This is a genomic window from Flavobacterium collinsii, assembly GCF_902804485.1.
Lineage (GTDB): Bacteria > Bacteroidota > Bacteroidia > Flavobacteriales > Flavobacteriaceae > Flavobacterium > Flavobacterium collinsii.
Genome location: NZ_CADCST010000102.1, coordinates 60,454 through 81,210 on the forward strand (window position 1 = coordinate 60,454; position 20,757 = coordinate 81,210).

Consider the following 20,757-nt stretch of genomic DNA (forward strand, 5'->3'; position numbering starts at 1 on the left):
AATAAAAATCAAAACCGACAGATTTCAAGAATCTGTCGGTTTTTTTGTGCTTTTTTTCGCCACGAATTCACGGATTAATTAAATAAAATTCGTGGCGGAAATTCTTTGCAACATTCTTTTGAAATTTGGGATTTTATTTTTTGGAATTTATTCAGGTTGTTAATTCACTTTTACTCTAATTCCTTTAGTATGACTTGTAAATTCTGGGGCATACATACTTTGAATTGTTGTAATCCCATTAGAGAATTCTCCGCTGTTGTTTACTCTTATATCATATTCTATAACATAAGTTCCTTTATTGATTCGGTCAAAGAAAAAGTGAGTTGCTGCATCCTTTGTACTCATATAGTAACCCAAACGATCTTTATACTGATATTGAGAAAGCACAGTTACGGGTTCAAAACAAGAAGCTCTCATGTCTTTTAAATGAATATATTCTGTGTCTTCTTTTGACGTAATGATTAATCGAACCGTAACTAAATCTCCGATTTTTAAAGAGTTTTTAGAAGTGATCTTTTCTAATTGATCTCCTTTTAATGTACTTTTCTTTAGATATAATTCCTTCGAAACGGATAGAACTGATCCTGAATTGGTTTTAATTTTATCCAAGTCTTCAAAGTACTGCCAGTAAGCTCCGCCAAATGCAGGGACTTTTGATTTGTTTTGAATAGTGATTGAAGCCATATCTTTTTTAACTTCATCGGCATTCCAGTTTAGTTTGATATAACCGGTTTCAGCTTCTTTTTCATTTTCAGCCAATTTTTTAGTTAGAATTTTTTGGTCTCCTAATTTTATAACAGTATTGTCTTTTACAGTAAGCCAGTCTGTGCCTTGCATTAATAAAGTATAAACAGCTTCGGTAGTAGATTTAGTCGTTGGCCAATTTTTGGTTTGTTTATTTTTTAATAGCCATACTTTCATTGCATCTACTGATTTGGTGTCCTGATTTACTTCGGCGAAAGCCTCAATTAATAGAGATTGAGTTTCAATAGGTGCCTGATACCAATTCCAACCTGCTTTATTGGCAATCCAGTACATTCCCCAATCTTCGTTGTTTGAAGATGTTTCTTTAAGACTTTCTACTATTTTTTTAGCGGTTTCTTTTTCTCCAAAACGATTCAGAGTTAATGCAGCCAGTCCTTTTTCATAAATAGAATAGTTTAGCCAATCTTTTTTAGCTGCTTCCAAATAAAGTTTGGTGGCTTTCTTTAAAGTGTCTGAAAGCGGATATTTCTCTAGATAAAAACTTCTGGTATATAAATAATGAAGATCAGAATATGGGTTGATCCAAATTAGCTTTTCCGCAGGTTTTAAATCTTTGGTTCTGTTTTTATAGTATTCTAAAAATTTATTGTCTAAAAACGGAATCCCCGTTTTTGCAATTTGGTCTATCTTATCGTCATCACTGGTTTTAGTCAACTTTGATAAATGACCTAAACCTGCCAGAATATGTCTGGTAATGTATTCGCTTTCATCGCTTCCTTCAAACCATGAAAATCCTCCGGATGCTTTTTGTTTTTGTTTTAATTTTTCGAAAGTGACCTCTTGAGAAGTTTTCATTTTCTCCAGATCAAACAAAAGTGCAAGATTCTTTTTCTTTTCATCTTCGCTTTGCGCATCATTTAGCCACGGAGTTTCAGCAAGAATAATCGATTTTAATTCTTCATTTTCTTCTAGTTTAGACGTTAGTTGTCCATTTTTTCTCCAATTTTCAAAAACAGTTGCAATCTTCGGATTATTTGAAATAATCTCCGAAGCCAAAGCATTGGCATAAAAACGGGCAAAAGTTTGTTCCGCACATTCATGCTCGTACTCCATTAAATAAGGCAAAGATTGAATGGCTATCCAAGATGGATTCGAAGTATATTCGAATGTAAATTGGTGATTCTTTAAAGTTGTTGAATTGTTGTTTTTTAGGTTGTTAAACGTATATTCTTTTGTTGAGTTTTCACGAACCCAGATAGGAATACTCTCTGTAACAAGCATATTGTTTGTCAAAACCGGAAGCATGTTTTCTTCTCCATCAGAAAAATTACCTGATTTAGCCAGAATTTTATATTGAACGCCTTGCAAACCTTCTGGAACAGAAATCGTCCAGGTTGCGGTTGTATTTCCAAAAGCAGCGACATTAAAATTTCTAACATTTTTCGCGTTAAGCATTTTGGCGTCGATGGGCTGCATGGTTACAGCATCAAAAAATTGTAAACTGGCGATTCCGGTTTTTGCTTCGGCAGTAACATTCGAAATTTTAGCACTAATTACTATAGTATCTTTTTCTCTGAGGTAGCGAGGGAAATTCGGCAGAACCATTAATTCCTTTTGAGTAATGACGCTTTTCTCTAAATAACCGGAAACAGCATCTTTATTGTGAGCCAATAAACGAAGTTTCCAAGAAGTTAAAGCTTCCGGAGATGTAAAGTTGAAACTTACTTTTCCGGTAGAATCTGTTTTTAAATTAGGTAAAAAGAAAGCGGTTTCAGAAAGATTTTTTCTAGTTTTTACTTGTGTTAAGGCTTCTAAGGCTTTTTTGGTGGTAATGATTATGGCTCCGTTTACGGCTTTTCTTCCATAAAGTGCAGTTGCTATGTCGGCTTTTAATGTGTTAATTGAAATTATTTCTGAGGAGCTCAGATTTTTTACAGTTTCTTCGTTAGAAATTTCCCCATCAACTACATATAGTGTAGATTCACCCATAACCAAAGATGTCAACCCTTTTATTGTTTTTTTTCCAGTAATAAATTTAGTTTTATTGGTTTGAGAATATTCAGGTTTTATAAATTTTACTTGGTCAATTTTAACCGATTGTTCTGCAAGAATAGCAACGGGAGCTCCCGCTCCTACAGGTTCATCAATGGTTAAAACAGCATCAGGATCTCCCTTAATCGTTTCGGTCCCTATTTTTTTGTCTCTAATCTCTACTCCGGTTATATGGAGCGAATCTCCGTATCGACTATTATTGAAGCCAAAACCAAACCAGTTTAATTGTGTTTCTTCCTGAAAGTATTTATGCATATGTAATACTCTATTTATGTTTTTTAAATAAGAATGCATTTTTTCGAAACCTAAACCTGATTTTATGTTTGATGTATTGTATCGGTAATTATTTAAATTTAAAATATTCCAGTCTCTTTTAGTAAATTGATCTAGTGAACTATCATACATTGAGGCTAGTACTTCGGCCTCAGTTTTTGTGTTAATTGATTTTAATTGAAACGACCACGTTTCATTACTTCCCGGTTCAATTTTATTTCTAAAACTTTCTATTAGCAATTCTAGTTTAGATTCTTCTGTTTTTAAAGGTATTTCCAGCTCATCATTAAAAATTTCGTTCTCAAAAATGCTTTGAAAACTTAAGCGAATCGATTTTTCGAATTCTTTCTTTAAAGGAACTTTGATCGTTAGTTCATTATTTTCTATATGATATGTGTTTTCGAAATAGTTTAGATTACCATAATTTCCGCTTGTAATAATATATAAATCGGGAATTACAGAAGAGAGCTTAATTTCGACAAAGCCATCTTTTTTAGGATCAGCGTTAATTTGTTCTGCAGTAAATAATTTACTTGGATTAAATTTGTCTTTGCTTTGCTTGACTTCAAAAGTAGAAACCGATTCTATCGGATTATTAAAGGTGTCTTTTGCAGAGAAAACAATTTTGTAATTCCCTGATTTGTAATTTGAAATAAAATCAAGAGTTATTTTTTTGTCTTTCTCGGTATCTACTTTTTTTGAAAACAATAAAGTTTCGTTTGTTTTATCTGTTTTAGTCTCGCGAATTTCATATGGAAATAGTTTTTCAAAATCAGATTCTGAAATGGTTTCTATTTCTGGTTTGAACCAGATTTGTTCCTTGAATTTAGTAGACAATGGACTTAGAAAGTATAATTTAAAGTCTCCTTTTGCTGCTAAAAATTCTCCGTTTAAATTAGTGCTCGTAAGTGTAACTTCATTTTTGTTTTTTGTTTCAATTTGACTTGGAATGTTCGCATTAATAATCAAGTCATGAAACCCTACTTTAATGATTGTTTCAGAAGTATGAGTTTCGCCATTAACATCAGTAACATCAGCAATAATTCTATAATTGAAAATAGGCAATTGTTCTTTTATCGCATTTTGTGAAGGTTTTGCAATAAATTCAATCACGAATTTTCCTGAAGCATCTGTTTTAGTTTCGCCGGTTGCTATGGTTTCATTTTGTTCTTGTCCATAATAATTTCTATAATAATTTGTAAATCTATTTACTTTATAAGTAACTTTTGAGTCAGAAATATTGCTTCCGGAAAATGCTTTTGCGGTTCCCTTTACTTTTATAGATTGATTGACCTGATAGTTTTCTTTTTTAGGGTCAAAATCTACTTTAAACTTTGGACGTTTGTATTCTTCGACTTTAAAATTAGTTTGTGAGCTTTCAAGTATTACGCTATCCCAAAAGGTTAAATTTGGTCTGTTCTTTAAATCAATATCTTCCTTTGTAGCCTCATCAGGTTTAACTGCATAAATATTGAAATTACCTGTCAAACTGTTTTTAGGTAGTATGAATTCTCCTGAAAATGAACCGAATTCGTTAGTAATAATTTCAAATTCTTTAAAGATTTGATAATTTGTATCCTTCACTAAAATTTTAAAAGTAGTATTTGAGACAGTGCTTGTTTTGCTTTTTTTCTTTTGAATTGCGATTCCTTTATAATAAACGGTTTGTCCAGGACGATAAATAGCTCGGTCCAGGTAAAATTCTACTTTGCCATTAAAGGTATTATCTTCTTTTTGGGTGTATTGTATTGTATGTCGAATATAGTTTTCCTCAATTGTAATGGTGTCATTTTGTAATGAAAATTCAATATGATTTTCATTTTCATCATCTTTATCTTCATCATCTTTATCTTCATCATAATTAATATTTGTCTCTGTGTAAGAAGCCAATCCGTTTAGATCTGTTTTAAGATTGTAACGAGATGTTTTGATTGTTACATTTTCAAGAGGTTTTCCGGTTTTTCTATTCAGAACCTGAAAGTTTTTCTTATTATCTTCCTGAGATGCGAGAATACTTAAATTAGAAATTGTAATAGTTTGAAATGCATAAGTTTTTTCATCCAGGGTATTTAAATCACTTTCAAAATAAACTAAATAACTGCCTGTTTCCAGATTTGGTAAAAGGACTTCTGTTGTGTATTGAAAATAATCTTTTTTATTTTGAAGCTGATATTCTCTAAACGCAATTTTGTTTTTGTTCTTTATAATTATTTCACTGATACTATCCTGGTTGTATTGAGATTCGGCTGTTAATTCTTTTATCTTTTTCTGATCTATTTTATAAAAAGAGATATTTAAACGATCTATGTTTTTGTAAGTAATTGATGCTCTTGTGTTCTCATTGTTGTAACTGTATTTTTGAAGTTCAACGCTTAGTGATTTTGAGGTAATGTTTCGCTTTTCGTCCAAAGCAGATTGCGCCGTATTAGTTTCGCTATTTAGTTTTATAATGCTATCATATATTTTTACAGCTTCAATATTATAATCAGGATGTAATTCTTTTGATGCCTGGTCAGCTAGAATTTCAGCTTTTTTTAATAAAATTTTTTGTGTAAGAATTATGTCATTGGATTCTTTCTCAAGTTTATCTAAAACTTTTTTGAGGTCATCTTTAGATTGTGGAAGGAAATCACTGCAGTAAATAATTCGGTCAAATTGATTTTCTAAAGATGGGTTACTTAATTCCAGTTTTTGATGCAGTTCCAAAATCTTTTTAAGATTTTCTTCTGTTATTATATTTAAATTAAACTTTAAAAAATCTGCGGAATTTCCTAAAAGCTCATTTTTATGGTTTTCAATTTCACTGCTTTCAGCTTGCCATGGATGAGATTTGTTACTAAAAAAATAGATGTTTTCTTTCAGGAGATAATCATACAAGTTTTCAGTTTTTAATTTTTCGATCGTTAAAAATTCAAAAATTGCCTGATATTTTATTAAAGGAGTTGCCTTTAAAACACTTTTATTTTCTAATGTTTTTTCCAGAATGGTTATGATTTCTTTTTCGGCTGTCAATTTATCAGACTGAAGATTGTAGTCTTCAATTGAAGGAATCACAACACTATCAGCTACAGCATACGCTTCTTCTTCGATAATAGCTGCAGTCTTATCAACAGTAAAAGCTACATACTCTTCATCTGAATATTCATTTAGACATTTCGCATAAACCAAGTTTAAAATTGCTTTTGAAGGGATAGAGACACGATTAATATCCGTTTTAAGATTAATTAAAATTTTCTTTTTAGCATTTTCGTCAACTACCTGCAAATATTTCGATTGATAAAAGAAACATTTTATCATTTGTACTTCATCTTTCTGCGCAACCGCTTTTTTATAGATCTGATTTACAACTTTAGAGGCAGATTTGATTTTACCATTATTTTCGTAAGATGAAACTTTTATCCATTTTTTGTCATTTTGCTGTGCAAATAATGCGGTTGAAAGCAGTAAGAAAACAAATAGTATATTTTTCATAAGTTAGTTTTAATAAAGAGAGTGTTGTTTTTTATTAAAGGTTGGGAGAGTACTCTAATAAATTTTGTACAAATTACTAATTTATCCTTAAAAGCAAATGAGACATTTTATAATTCCTTATTTTTGAAAAATAATTAACCGATTTAAGCGTTGAATTCTATTTTCGTTTTATCGAATAAACAGTTCAACAAACAAACGATTTAACGTATTCAATGAAAACACATTTCATCGCCATAGGCGGAAGCGCCATGCACAATTTAGCACTTGCATTGCACAATAAAGGATATCAGGTTACAGGAAGTGATGATGCTATTTTTGAACCTTCAAAATCAAGATTGGAAAAAAAGGGAATCTTACCGGTTGAACTGGGTTGGTTTCCTGAAAAAGTCACTGCTGATATTGATGCCATAATCCTCGGAATGCATGCGAAAGCGGATAATCCGGAGTTGCTAAAAGCGCAGGAATTAGGTTTGAAAATTTATTCTTATCCGGAATTTTTGTACGAGCAGTCTAAGAATAAAACCCGAGTGGTAATTGGAGGCTCTCACGGAAAAACAACAATAACTTCGATGATTTTGCACGTAATGCATTATCATAATATTGAAGTCGATTATATGGTTGGAGCACAGTTGGAAGGTTTTGACACTATGGTGCATCTTACTGAAGAGAATGATTTTATGGTTTTGGAAGGGGATGAGTATTTATCTTCTCCAATAGACAGACGTCCAAAATTTCATTTGTATCAACCTAATATTGCTTTGATCTCAGGAATTGCATGGGATCATATCAATGTGTTTCCAACGTATGAGAATTATGTTGAGCAATTTGAAATTTTTATTGGGAAAATTACAAATGGAGGTATTTTGGTTTACAACGAAAATGATCCGGAAGTAAAACGTGTTGCGGAAGCCGCTACAAACCCGATTCGAAAATTAGCCTATTCTACACCAAAGTATACAGTAAGTGATGGAGTAACTTTATTAGAAACTCCCGAAGGCGATATGCCAATTGAAGTTTTTGGAGCACATAATTTGAACAATCTGGCGGGAGCCAAATGGATTTGTCAGAACATGGGTGTTGATGAAGCTGATTTTTACGAAGCAATTGCCAGTTTTAAAGGAGCTTCAAAACGATTGGAGAAAATTGCTGAAGGAAAAGGAAAAGTAGCGTACAAGGATTTTGCACACTCCCCAAGTAAAGTCGCTGCGACTACAAAAGCAGTAAAAGAGCAATATCCAAACAGAACTTTAGTAGCTTGTCTGGAATTGCATACCTATAGCAGTTTGAATGCAGAGTTTCTCAAAGAATACGAAGGAGCTCTTGAATATGCAGATGTAGCGGTAGTATTCTATTCGCCTGATGCCGTAAAAATTAAACAACTAGAAGAAGTTACTTACGAACAAATTGCAAATTCTTTTAATCGCGAAGATTTGATTATTTATACAAATCCTGCTGAGTTCAAAGAATATCTGTTCAATTTGAATCTTGAAAATTCGGCATTATTGCTAATGAGTTCTGGAAATTACGGAGGTTTGAATTTTGATGACGTAAAAGGGCTGATTAATTAGTCAATTTGAAAATTAGATAATATGCCAATTGCAATTTTGCAGTTGGCATTTTTTTTTAGATTTTTTTGCGGATGTTTATTTCCAATAGCTATAATGTCCGGTAATTTTATACCGAAACAAACAGTCTTCAAGAACTTGCCCGCTACCAACATTGTGGACAATTAAGTTGCGTTTTCCGTCTGCTGATTTTTTACTGGTAACAATTCCAATATGGTCTAGTTTGTTGTTAATTAGCCAGGTGACAATTTCACCTGTTTTATAATCATTTGCATCTTGAGTGACAGGAAGCTTTTTACCTTTTCGTTCAAAGAAAACTTCTAAATTTGGAACTCTTCGATGATCTATATTGGTGTCGGTTGAAGTCAGTCCCCACTTTTGTAAAGACGGATATGCTTCGAAATTTGTAACCATATCTTCATGTACTTCTTTTTGTAGATCAATATTTAATTTTCGATAAGAGCGAATTATAACATCTGTACAGACTCCTTTGTTCGAAGGAATATCTCCATTCGGGTATTTTATTGAAAAGTAGGTGGGGTCATAGTCTATTGAGGAATCAATAATTAATAATGCCGCATTGGATAATCTTTCAGAAAAAGTGTTTGAAGCTGCAGATGACAAACTTTCTGTCACAATGCTTTTTCGCTCTTTTTGGTTGCAGGCGAAGAGTAGGAAGAGGATAGGAAAAATACACATTATTTTCATGCATTTAAAATAAAACATTTTTGCGAGCTGTGAGCTTAATTGAAATAAATTAATTTGAGATTAATGTTGTTTCATATGAATGATTTTTCTTATTTTTTATATATTAGCCATCTAAGAGTATTGTAAAATGAATGCAAGTGTGAAAGTTGTAAAAACAACAAGTGAGGCTCAAGATTTTGTAGCAACTTATTTTCCTATAACAGATTGGTCTGAAGAAGATCGTCCTCGCGAGAAATTGATACGTAAAGGTAAAGAAGCTTTGAGTGATGCTGAATTAATCGCACTGTTAATTCGCTCAGGTAGTCGAAATGAATCGGCAGTACATCTTAGTCGGAGAATTCTGGTGAGTGTTGATAGTCTCAATGCTTTAGGGAAACTATCGATTACGCAGTTGCTAAAATACAAAGGAATAGGAGAGGCTAAGGCGATTGCAATTATTGCAGCTCTAGAGCTAGGACGCAGACGAAGATCGGAGGATGCTGCCCAGTTTGCTAAAATCACTTCCAGTAAAATAGTCTTTGATATTATGCAACCCATAATTGGAGAGTTACCGCACGAAGAATTTTGGGTGCTTTTTCTGAATAATTCAAATAAAGTAATTTCTAAATCCCAGTTAAGTAAAGGTGGAATTACGGGAGCCATTGTCGATGTGCGTATTGTTTTTAAATTAGCACTTGAAATTGGTGCTACCGGATTGATTTTGTGTCATAATCATCCATCGGGAAATTTGGAGCCGAGTGATGCCGATAAAAAGATTACAAAAAAAATAAAATTAGCTGGCGAGAGCTTAGATGTTAAAGTTTTGGATCATTTGATTATTACTGAAACAAAATATTATAGTTTTGTAGATCAAGGAATTTTATAAATTATGAATACCACTATTACCGATGTCTTTTTTGATTTAGATCACACACTTTGGGATTTTGATAAAAACTCTGAAATGGCTTTTGATCGAATTTTTAAAAGTAAATATCCCGAGATTAAAACACAGGACTTTATTGAGAAATATGCTCCAATAAATCAAGCATGTTGGAAATTGTATCAAAACGATAAAATAACACATCTGGAGTTGCATTACAATAGATTGAAGTTTTCTTTTGATGCTTTGAATTATGTCATTTCAGATGAAAGCATCAATGAAATTGCCAATGATTATATCGAGTTTTTAACCGATAATAATCACCTTTTCGAAGGAGCAATTGAAGTTTTAGAATATCTGAAACCCAAATATAAATTGCACATCATAACCAACGGTTTTGCAAATGTTCAGGATAAGAAAATTAATAATGCCGCACTTTCGGGTTATTTTGAAACTATAACAAATTCTGAATTGGCGGGTGTGAAAAAACCAAATATTATTATCTTTGATTATGCGATAAACATTGCAAAAGCTTCGAAAGAGAGTAGCATTATGATTGGTGATTGTCTTGATGCCGATGTCAATGGCGCATTAAATGCAGGTCTGGATGCTATTTTTTTTAATGAAAAAAGAATCGAAGCACCGCAAAATATTAAACAAGTGAACCATTTATTAGAACTTAAAAAATATTTATAATTATGAGAATAAAATTTTTGTTGCTTGCATTTCTTACATCAGTTATCGGATTTTCACAATCGGTTAATGATTATAAAGCTGTTATTGTGCCGCTAAAATATGATTTTCTTAAAACAGAAAACCAGTATAGAACGTCAACAATGACAAAGGCAAATTTAAACAAAGCCGGTTTTCAGGCTTTTTATGCTAATGAGGTGTTGCCGGAAGGCTTTGGTGATCGTTGTGATCTTTTATATGCCGATGTGAAGAAAGAAAGTGGGTTTTTAATCACTAAGCTTTTTGTGGAATTTAAAGATTGTTATGGTAAAGTAATTTTTACATCAGCAATAGGAAAAAGTAAAGAGAAAGAGTATGAAACGGCTTACAGAGAGTGTCTTGATCTTGCATTTGTTTCGATAAATGCTTTGCGTTATAAATATAGCGGTAAAAGTGCCAATACAGCAAAAACTTCGATTCCTGCTACTCCGCTAACGGCATCAGCTGTTGCAACGAAAGTTGTAGAAGTAGCTCCGGTAGCCGATATGAAAGATCCTAATTTGTTGTATGCTCAGCCAACAGAAAATGGTTATCAGTTAATTGATAAAACACCAAAAGTAGTTATGAAGTTGTTAAAAACATCACGTCCTGACTCGTTTATAGCTATAAAAGATGGTGTTCAGGGATCTTTGAATGCAAAAGATAATCAATGGTTTTTTGAGTACTATAAAAATGATCAGTTAGTTTCTGAAAAAATTTCAGTAAAATTCTAAAATACGATACGGCTTTAATAGCCGTATTTATCTTTCCAGCGGTTCTTTAAAAATTCGCGGTTGCTATTCTCTCTTGAATTGTGCCCAGGATTGTAAAGAACCGTTTCTTTTATAGCATCAGGTAAAAATTCCTGCTCAGCAAAATTATTGGCATAATCGTGCGAATATTTATAATCATCGCCATAACCGAGCTCTTTCATAAGCTTGGTTGGTGCATTTCTTAAGTGAATAGGAACTGGTAAATCTCCGGTTTGTTTTACCAATTGCTGTGCATTGCCAATAGCCATGTACGAGGCATTACTTTTAGGAGAGGTCGCCAGATAAATAGCACATTGACTTAGTATAATTCTGCTTTCCGGATAGCCAATTGTCGTTACTGCCTGAAAGGTATTGTTAGCCATGATAAAGGCAGTCGGATTAGCATTTCCAATATCCTCACTGGAGAGAATAAGCATTCTTCGGGCAATAAATTTCACATCTTCACCACCTTCAATCATTCTGGCCAGCCAATAAACAGCCCCATTCGGATCACTGCCGCGAATAGATTTTATAAAGGCAGAAACAATATCATAATGCTGTTCTCCACTTTTATCATATAAAACGGTATTTTGTTGAACCAATTCGAAAACACGATCGTTGGTAATAATTATTTCATCACCTGCCGATGCATTAATGACAAGTTCAAAAATATTGAGCAATTTTCGTCCATCTCCTCCAGAAAGTCGGAGCAAAGCCTCAGTTTCTTTTAAGGTAATGTTTTTAGAAGCTAAATAAGTGTCTGTTTTTATAGCACGGTGCAGTAGAGCCTCTAGATCAGCTTTTGTGAACGCGTTAAGTACGTAAACCTGGCAACGTGACAATAATGCAGGAATGACCTCAAAACTTGGGTTATCTGTCGTCGCGCCAACAAGTGTAATCCAACCTTTTTCGACAGCAGCCAAAAGCGAATCTTGTTGTGACTTGCTGAAACGATGTATCTCGTCAATAAATAAAATAGGATTTTTAGCTGTAAACAGTCCACCGCTTTGTTTGGCTTTTTCGATTACATCACGAATGTCTTTTACACCTGAATTTATGGCACTCAGTATATAAAAAGGTCGTTTTGATTCTTGTGCAATGATTTGTGCCAAAGTAGTTTTTCCAGTTCCCGGTGGTCCCCAGAAAATTAATGACGGAATGATTCCTTTCGAAATTTGCTGCGTTAAGGATCCATTTGGTCCAACCAAGTGACTCTGACTGATATAATCTTCTAAATGTTGTGGGCGAATACGCTCGGCTAAAGGTGCTTCCATTTTGTAAAATTACTATTTTCAGTTTTAATTTTATAGTTTTTAGAAGCTATTCCTGCTGTCTGCTTTATCTTTTGCCTCCGCCGCGGCGGATACAAAAGGATGCCGCTCCCATCAGGGCTAAAAAGGCATTTGAGAATGTTATTGTCAACTGACAAATTATCAGTAAATCGTAATTGGATAGTTTTTTGATGTGATCATTTAAAATTAACTGATAAATTATGAACGACAACCACTTTAAATTTACGACTTCAGTTATAGGACTTCCGGTATTTTTTGTTCTTTTTTTGTGGATTGTTTACTGGGTTCAGATCCGTTTTGATTTTGACTTTTATCAGTATGGTATTTATCCTCGGGATTTTTTAGGTCTGCAAGGTGTCTTGTTCAGTCCTTTTATTCATGAGAATTTGAGTCATTTATACAACAATTCCATACCGCTTCTGGTATTATTAGCAGCACTACAATTTTTTTATCCAAAGCAATCCTTTGCGGTTATCGCTTATGGTATATTGTTTTCAGGATTCATAACTTGGATTATTGGTCGCGAAAACTTTCATATAGGTGCCAGCGGATTGATTTATGTTTTGGTAAGTTTTATTTTCTTTAAAGGGATACAAACAGGCTATTATCGGCTGGTTGCACTTTCACTATCGGTTATTTTGCTCTATGGCGGAATGATTTGGTACGTGTTTCCGGAGGTAGATAAAACCATTTCCTGGGAAGGACATTTGGCAGGTTTTATTACCGGATTTGCAATGTCTTTAATGTATAAAACTCCGGAGTACGCAAAGCCTATTGTCTATGAATGGCAGAAACCGGATTTTAATCCTGAAGAAGATCCTTTCATGAAGCATTTCGATGAAAATGGAAATTTCGTAAATACAGAGATTGTAGAGGACGAGCAGGAAGTATTAGTGACTTATTTTAATTCGGATGTTTCGGTTAACTATATTTTGACAAAGTCTGAGGTTGAGGAGGATAGGTAGTGTTGGGTGAAAATGTTTATTTTACCCGTAGCTTAAGTTTGTAATTAACAGTAATACAATTAAGCTACAGGTTTAAGAAAGAGTATTTAGGAGTATATTTTGAAGACATTAATTTGTCATCATAATTCTCAATTCTTTATATTATTTAACTTCTCTGGCGAACAGCTTCATACAAAAATGCACCGCAGGCAACAGAAACATTCAAAGATCCAATTGATCCAAACATAGGTAATTTTGCTTTTTCGTCTACAATTTTTAGCACAGAAGGATTTATACCCCTGTCTTCAGACCCCATAATGATAGCTACTGGTTCATTTAATGCAATGTCGTATATGTTCTGATCCGTTTTTTCAGTTGCCGCAACCGTTTTGATTCCTGATCCCTGAAGATAAAAAATTGCATCTTTAATGTGTTCAACTTTGCAAATAGGAACATTAAATACTGCTCCTGCCGAAGTTTTAACAGTGTCTCCGTTTACCGGAGCCGAACCTGCTTTCTGTACAATGATTCCGTTTACGCCGGTGCATTCAGCAGTTCTGATAATGGCACCAAAATTTCTTGCGTCTGAAATTTGATCCAGTATTAAAAATAAAGGTTTTGATCCTGATTCAATTGTTGATTCAACTAAATGTTCCAATTCTATAAAACCAATAGGGGAGATGGTTGCTACTGCTCCCTGGTGATTATTTGGAGTTAGGCGATTTAGTTTTTCTACAGGTACATACGAGAAATTAATGTTAGCGCGTTTCATCACTTTCATTAGATCTTTCATTAGTTCTCCGGAAATCTCTTTTTGAATAAATACTTTATCAACTTCTTTTCCTGCCTGAATGGCTTCTATAATGGCTCTAATTCCAAATATTTGATGTTCTTTTTCCATGGGACAAATATAGGTATAATGTTGGGATAAAAAAAAACCACTCTGACTGAACTGAGTGGTTTTAATAGGTTTATAAATGTATCAGGATTAATTATCCCACCACACTTTTGTTGTTAATGTAACATAAGGAATCGGAACTCCAGGTCCAGCAGCTAAAGAAGCACCGTTAACATTAATTTCTTTTTGAGGATATGGTAATCTTCTTGGAGTAACTCCATTGGTACGGTTAGTGGCAGGAGGAGTTAAAACAGGGAACCCTGTTCTTCTCCAGTCGACAAATGACTCATAAGATGCTTGATACATCGCGATCCATTTTTGGTTCATGATTCTTTGCAATGTATTGTTGTAAGCTACCGAAGGGTTAGCAATATAAGTTGCTATGTCACTATTTACGATGTGATCTATACCAGCTTCAATAAAAGGCTCTATTTTTGCTGCTTTTACATTATCTTCTACAGCATTACAGTCATTTGTTATGGCTTGTTCATATGCCGTTTTTGATTTTGCAAGGTCACCAGCCCTAAAATAAATTTCAGACTTAATAAATTCTACTTCTGCTGCACTAATAAAAGTAACAGGTGAGTTAATTGAAGCGTAAGCTGGGCCTACACGAGAAAATAGATTTTCTCCTGAATCGTCTAAATCCTGACCCGGAAGGTTACCTAAGTATTGTCCCTTTAAACCTGATCCGTTGTTTTTAACAGGTAAGAAGTATAAAGTAAGTCTAGGATCGCTTAAAGCTTTCATGTTGTCAACAAGGGTGCTACATACTGCCTGATCTTTTCTACCTGATAATACATCAAATTGATAAATAGGGTTTGCACCTGTAGCGATGTCTGTAAACTTCACTTGCGCATTATTCGTTGTAGTTGTTGTACTACGGGTAATTAGTAATGGGTTGGTTTGTAAAAAGGTCAGCGCTTGTGTTGGATTTCTTTTACTAAGATGATTAAGTAATCTTAATTTTAAGGAATTAGCAAATGCTTCCCATTGGGTTACATTACCACCATATATTAAGTCAGCCGATCCAGGATTAACACCGGCATTGCTTTTTATGTTTACAATTGCCTGATCTAAAACAATAAGTAATGCAGGGTAAATTGTTTCTTGTTTATCATAGGCAGGTGTAATGTTTGCTAGCCCTTTTAAGCTTTCGGTATACGGGATGTCTCCGAATATATCTGTTGCAACACTGAAAGTATAAACTTGAAGAACCCTGGAAATACCAAGAGTAAGATTGTCACCTGAAATCTTAGTTTGATCTTCAATTGACCTTAAATCTATTAATACATCGTAGAGACTTGCCCATAAACCATCAGTGTCTCCTGATGTGATGTTGTACTGTCCAAAATTTAAAGGCTGCCCTCTATGTCCGGAATAATGCTGTACAATACTTGCAGGCATTCTTGTCCCGTCTCCGCCAAGAGTATAAGCTAAGTTAACTTCTGCAGCTGATAATAATGTTACAAATGGAACTTCTGTTGGGTTGTTTGGGTCATTGTTTATGTCTAACTCATTTTCACAAGATACAAATACCGCCGCCAATGTAATTAAGCCGATATGAAATATTCGCTTAAAATATTTGTTGTCAATTTTTTTCATTTTCATTAATTTAAGTATTAGAATTGCGCTTTTAGGTTGAAACCAAAAGTTCTTGTAGTTGGGAATGCAAATCTGGAAACACCTTGTGCATTACCAGTTCCAAAAGAGCTCGATTCCGGATCGATATGAGGAACATCTGTCCAGATAAATAAATTACGACCATATACTCCCAGATCCAGAGAACGAATATATTTGTCTTTTAACTTGAAAGAGTATCCAAGAGTAACTTCTCTTAGCTTAACCCAATTGTTTTTGTAAACGTATTGTTCGTTAGGATAAGCGCCTAATCCATACCAGTTTGCATCACGTTTCACCACAACGTTATTGTCAGCTCCTGTAGTAGCATTTACTCCCGGGAAAATATAGTCATCGTTACGATTTAATGTCTCTTTACTAACACCATAAAAATCTAACAATTCACCAGTTCCACTGTATAAATAACCACCTTGTCTTATGTCAGCAAGTGCTGTAAAATAAATATTTTTGTAGTTAATGGCTGTGCTTAGACCACCAGTCCAATCTGCCTCAGTATGGCCAAGAATTTGACCGTCTAATATAGAAGGGATTCCGTCGTCATCTACTAATACTTTTCCGTTTGCATCTCTGGCGTACCCCGTTCCAACTATGGTACCTAATCTTTCCCCTTTTACAGCAAAGATTGCAGGGTTTCCGCCAAACCCACCAAGGAAAATTCTGTCTACACCCGGATAAGTTTCGTCAACACGTGATCTAATTCTACTAAAGTTGAAAGATACATCCCATCTGAAATCTTTTGTTTGAATAGGTGTTGTTCTTAACATAAGTTCAAAACCTTTCGAGCTAGTTTGTCCGCTATTGATAATTGTGGCAGTTGAACCTGTTGCAGGAGAAATATCTAATGGGATAATACCATCAGTATTCACGTTTCTGAAGTATGATGCATCTAAACCTATTCTATCTTTGAATAATTTTAATTCAACACCCACCTCATATTCTGTAGTGAATTCAGGAGTTAAATTAGCATTACTAATAGTATTTTGGATTGTGTATCCTGCCAGGTTATTAAATGGAAATTCTATTCCTATAGTAGTAAATCCATCTGCAAATATCCCTTTTCTGTAAGCAGGCTGTGTTAAATAAACATCAGCATCTCTACCTGTTTTCGAAGCACCTACACGTAATTTACCATATGTAAGTACGTCAGATTCGATTTTGAATGCATCCGTAAAAATTACAGAAGCACTTACTCCTGGGTAGAAGAAACTTCTGTTGTCTTTTGGTAATGTTGAGCTCCATTCATTTCTTGCAACCACGTTTAAGAAAAGATAATTGTCATAGCTAAGAGATAAGTCTCCAAATACTCCAAATAATGTTCTTCTTGAGTTGTAAATATATCCAGGAGAGAATGTCTTGATGTTGTTCGTATTGATAATTCCTGGAAGAATTAGTTCGGTTCCGGTAATTATTGAATTTTGGACAGTTCTATTGTTGTAATCTTGTCCAGCTGTTAAAGTGGCTTTAAACTTATCAGTGATATCTTTATTGAAAGTAGCAGTCAATGTAGAGTTGGTTTCCTGACGAGTAACATTGTCGTAACTTAGATATCCTCGTGGATTACCTCCAGTGTTGATGTCTTTGAAAAGAGTTCTTTTGTCAGATAAATAGTCATTACCAAGACGATAAGCTAACTTGAAGCCTTTAGCTACATCAAAGGCGAAGTTTAAACCTGTAATATATCTTTGGCTATCAGTACGAGCTGAGTTTTTGTTAACAGTCCAGTATGGGTTGTCAAAAGCTCCTCCACGGAAGTTAATTTGAGTTCCGTTCGGTCTTTCATATCCGTAACCTTTTAAATCCCATGAAACAGGAGCGTGGAATAATGCGAAAAATGGATTAGATCCGTCTTGTCCCGCATAAGCAAGGTCTCCTTCAGAAGCGTTGTAGCTTAAGTTAACACCAGCTGTAAATCTACTGCTGAATTTGTAGTTACTGTTAAAACGACCATTGAATTTTTGATATCCTTGATTAGGAACAATAGAAGTTTGTTTTGATTGTCCAATGGATACGAACATATCGTACGCATCAGTAGAATTTGAAAGAGAAATATTATTGTTATAAGTTATTCCTGTTTGAAGGAATTGCTTTCTCGGGTCAAATACTTTTAATTGAATTTGTTGTGCTCCTAATCCTTGAGCTGCACCTGCTCCAGGGCTTGATACAGTTTGTCCTGTAATTCTTGGACCAAATGATCTGGAAGTACCTTCTTGATAAGTTACACCGTTTGATCCCTGTGCATATTCAGTTTGAAAATCAGGTAAAACAAGAGCATCATCTATTCCTACGGAACTAGTGAATTCAATTACAGGTTTTCCTGCTTTATCAGAACCTGTTTTTGTTGTAATTAAGATAACACCATTCGAACCACGATTTCCATACAATACAGCTCCGGCAGCACCTTTAAGAACTGTTACGCTTGCAATATCATTTGGGTTGATGTCAGCGGCTCTGTTAGGGCTATTAAATCCTACTACAGTATTATCGTTACCATCGTTGGCATTACTCATTGGAATTCCGTCAATAACATAAAGAGGTTCATTGTTTCCTGTTATTGATTTGTTTCCTCCTCTGATTACCAATCTACTTGCTTGGCCTGGAGCACCTCCTGAAGCAGTTACTTGAAGACCGGAAACTTTTCCGCTAAGACCATTTACAAGGTTTTGGTTATTTCCTTTGTTAAGATCATTTCCAGATACTTTTGTTGTGGCGTAACCGATAGCTTTGTCAGATTTTTTAATACCTAATGCTGTTACGACTACACTTTCAAGTTCCACCGAATTATCGGCTAACTTTATGTTAACAGAAGTTGAAGATGCAGCTACTTCTTGAGATTTCATCCCGATGTAGCTAAATACCAAAACTTGATTTGATGAGGCTTTGATAGAAAATTTACCATCAAAGTCTGTTTGTGTTCCTGTTTTTGTTCCTTTAACTAGTACACTAACACCCGGTAAAGGCATTCCTGTATTGTCAGAAACTGTTCCAGAAACAGCTCTTTCTTGCGCAAAAGTAAGTTGCGCAACTAGTACTAATAAAAGTACTAAGAATCCATTGAACTTTAGTTTCATTTTTATGTGTTTTGAATTAGTTTGGTAAAAATCTTAATTATTTGTTAATCTACCTAATATAAAAAGCTTTTTTTTTACCCGTATTATTTAATTATTACGGAATGTATTTTTTTTGCGTTAAAATACGCCTGTTAATGCGGTATTGTTGATTTTTCGATTAAAATGTGATAATAGTGAGAATTATTGGAGTTTTATGAAATGTTAAATTTTGGAAATTGAAATTAAGATTGTTTCTTTTTTTTATCAATGTTCAAAAACAATATAAGAGATTGTTTTGTTTTAATATTTAGGAAAGGTGTAGATAAGAAAAAAGGGCACTCATCTTATGATGAATGCCCTTTTTAGGAGTTGTTTAGGAATTAAAAGATACTATTATCTAGTACCTCCAGCCCACCAAACTTTTTCTTTGTATACATAAGAACCGTCTCCGTAAAGCTCCTTAATGTTTGAATTCGTAACAACGTCAGATTGACCGTAAGCAAATCTTTGTGGGAACAATTCAGGTTTTGGATTTACCATAGGAATAAAACTTCCGTTACCCATTGCATGTAAACGTCTGATGTCGTTATAAGATTCGATACCTTCGTTTTCGTAGAAAGAAATATGTTTTTCTACCATTATTTTTTTCAATAAAGCATCACCAGTTAATACTCCTATTGAAGCAGTATAAGTATTAGCCTGAGATGCCGTAAAAGTAACCGCTTGTTTTTTAGTATAAGCCGCTTTAATGGCATCATTCATAGTAGCTTGTGCTTCAGGTAGACCTAATCTGGCCTGAGCTTCAGCTTTCAGGAATAATAATTCATGGTAGCTTAACAAGTAAATTGGATTTGCTTCACTCATAAGAGCTGAGATAGAATATGTATCTTGTAATTCGATGTCTTCTATTGAATTGTCAAAAGGACGTACTACACCATTCTTTTTTGTAAAAAATGAAACTGTACGAGCGTCTGTCGGCCCGTTAGCAATCATAGTATCGTAAAAGCTTTTAGCGACACATAAAGCACCTCTGTTTAATTCGAATCTAGCGAAAGGATTTGGAACACCTTTGCCTACAAGTTTAAGTTCGTCATCTGCATTAGCAAAAGAAGTATTTACGTAGTTTATTACACCTTGATAATCAGCTTTTCTAAGGGATAATCTCATGGTGTATCTGGCTAATAGTCCATTGGCTGCTTTTATCCATTTTGCTGAGTTTCCATTGTAAATAGGATCTTGTGCGAGTAAACTGGCGTATGTTGATGTTTTGTTTAGATTAGCAATACCTTCATTCAGGTTTTTAAAGATATCTAAATAAATAGCCTCTTGTTTGTCTGCTTTTGGCTGAAAAATTGCTCCCGGTTTTGTGGCTTCTGTGTAAGGAACATCTCCAAAAAGATCAGTAAGAACGGCTGTGTTATAAGCCTTTAAGATTTGAGCTACACCTAATGTTTGGAAGTTTCCTTTTTCTTCTCCAACAGTACATTTGTCAATAATGATATTCAACTCTCTTATTTGTCTGTAAATGTTGTTCCAGCTGTTATTGTAAGTTGTTGATGATTGTAGATCGCTTGTTCTGATCTGTGCTCTGTACATTTGGTTGTGATTTCCTGCACTTAGTTCAGAGTATAAACCAGCATAGAATGAGTTGTCAGCACCTGTTACTGAGAAGGCAGAATTGATCATAACATCCGTAATAATTAAACGGGTAGCCATATCTGCAGGATTGTTTACATTCTTATTTATCTCATCCATTTTGTCTTCAGAACAAGCTTGGAATAAGAATAAAGCCATTAAAGCTGTTATTGTTATTTTTATATTTTTCATTTGATTTTTTTT

The 20,757-nt window shown here is 34.2% G+C and carries 12 protein-coding genes; 5 read left to right on the forward strand and 7 right to left on the reverse strand.

The window, feature by feature from the left end; translation table 11 throughout:
• Nucleotides 1-159: 159 nt before the first annotated feature.
• On the reverse strand, nucleotides 160-6,501 hold the full coding sequence (locus FLA105534_RS16505) for an alpha-2-macroglobulin family protein (RefSeq protein WP_173967219.1): 6,342 nt from the start codon (nucleotides 6,499-6,501) through the stop codon (nucleotides 160-162).
• A 212-nt stretch (nucleotides 6,502-6,713) separates the two neighbouring features.
• Here FLA105534_RS16505 and FLA105534_RS16510 point away from each other — a divergent pair, with 212 nt between their 5' ends.
• Complete coding sequence (locus FLA105534_RS16510) at nucleotides 6,714-8,069, forward strand: UDP-N-acetylmuramate--L-alanine ligase (protein WP_173967220.1); 1,356 nt, start codon at nucleotides 6,714-6,716, stop codon at nucleotides 8,067-8,069.
• A 75-nt stretch (nucleotides 8,070-8,144) separates the two neighbouring features.
• Here FLA105534_RS16510 and FLA105534_RS16515 read toward each other — a convergent pair whose 3' ends face one another.
• Nucleotides 8,145-8,774 (reverse strand): DUF1287 domain-containing protein, encoded by a 630-nt coding sequence (locus FLA105534_RS16515; RefSeq protein WP_246253258.1) that lies wholly within the window; start codon nucleotides 8,772-8,774, stop codon nucleotides 8,145-8,147.
• A 127-nt stretch (nucleotides 8,775-8,901) separates the two neighbouring features.
• Between FLA105534_RS16515 and radC the strand changes: the two genes are divergently transcribed.
• Genes radC through FLA105534_RS16530 form a run of 3 tightly spaced genes read left to right on the forward strand, consistent with a single transcriptional unit; the run spans nucleotide 8,902 to nucleotide 11,078 of the window.
• Entirely contained in the window at nucleotides 8,902-9,639 is a 738-nt protein-coding gene (gene radC, locus FLA105534_RS16520; protein ID WP_173967222.1) for a RadC family protein, read from the forward strand.
• A gap of 3 nt (nucleotides 9,640-9,642) precedes the next feature.
• Nucleotides 9,643-10,329, forward strand: a complete 687-nt coding sequence (locus FLA105534_RS16525; protein ID WP_173967223.1) for a YjjG family noncanonical pyrimidine nucleotidase — start codon at nucleotides 9,643-9,645, stop codon at nucleotides 10,327-10,329.
• A gap of 2 nt (nucleotides 10,330-10,331) precedes the next feature.
• The gene (locus tag FLA105534_RS16530) at nucleotides 10,332-11,078 is read left to right on the forward strand and encodes a hypothetical protein (protein ID WP_173967224.1); all 747 of its coding nucleotides are present in this window, start codon (nucleotides 10,332-10,334) and stop codon (nucleotides 11,076-11,078) included.
• A gap of 14 nt (nucleotides 11,079-11,092) precedes the next feature.
• Here FLA105534_RS16530 and FLA105534_RS16535 read toward each other — a convergent pair whose 3' ends face one another.
• Complete coding sequence (locus tag FLA105534_RS16535) at nucleotides 11,093-12,370, reverse strand: replication-associated recombination protein A (RefSeq protein ID WP_173967225.1); 1,278 nt, start codon at nucleotides 12,368-12,370, stop codon at nucleotides 11,093-11,095.
• 218 nt (nucleotides 12,371-12,588) lie between these two features.
• On the opposite strand from FLA105534_RS16535, the gene FLA105534_RS16540 reads away from it, so the two are divergent.
• Nucleotides 12,589-13,353, forward strand: coding sequence for a rhomboid family intramembrane serine protease (locus tag FLA105534_RS16540; RefSeq protein ID WP_173967226.1), 765 nt, complete (start codon nucleotides 12,589-12,591; stop codon nucleotides 13,351-13,353).
• Between the two features lie 145 nt (nucleotides 13,354-13,498).
• Here the strand turns inward: FLA105534_RS16540 and rlmB are convergent, their stop codons facing one another.
• The 4 genes from rlmB to FLA105534_RS16560 form a co-directional block, all read right to left on the reverse strand.
• Nucleotides 13,499-14,233, reverse strand: coding sequence for a 23S rRNA (guanosine(2251)-2'-O)-methyltransferase RlmB (rlmB, locus tag FLA105534_RS16545; protein WP_173967227.1), 735 nt, complete (start codon nucleotides 14,231-14,233; stop codon nucleotides 13,499-13,501).
• An 87-nt stretch (nucleotides 14,234-14,320) separates the two neighbouring features.
• Nucleotides 14,321-15,835, reverse strand: a complete 1,515-nt coding sequence (locus tag FLA105534_RS16550; RefSeq protein ID WP_173967228.1) for a SusD/RagB family nutrient-binding outer membrane lipoprotein — start codon at nucleotides 15,833-15,835, stop codon at nucleotides 14,321-14,323.
• Nucleotides 15,836-15,852: 17 nt separating this feature from the next.
• Nucleotides 15,853-18,939 (reverse strand): SusC/RagA family TonB-linked outer membrane protein, encoded by a 3,087-nt coding sequence (locus FLA105534_RS16555; protein WP_173967229.1) that lies wholly within the window; start codon nucleotides 18,937-18,939, stop codon nucleotides 15,853-15,855.
• A gap of 372 nt (nucleotides 18,940-19,311) precedes the next feature.
• Nucleotides 19,312-20,745 carry a SusD/RagB family nutrient-binding outer membrane lipoprotein gene (locus tag FLA105534_RS16560; protein WP_173967230.1) on the reverse strand — a complete coding sequence of 478 codons (1,434 nt, stop codon included), beginning with the start codon at nucleotides 20,743-20,745 and terminating at the stop codon, nucleotides 19,312-19,314.
• Nucleotides 20,746-20,757: the final 12 nt, after the last annotated feature.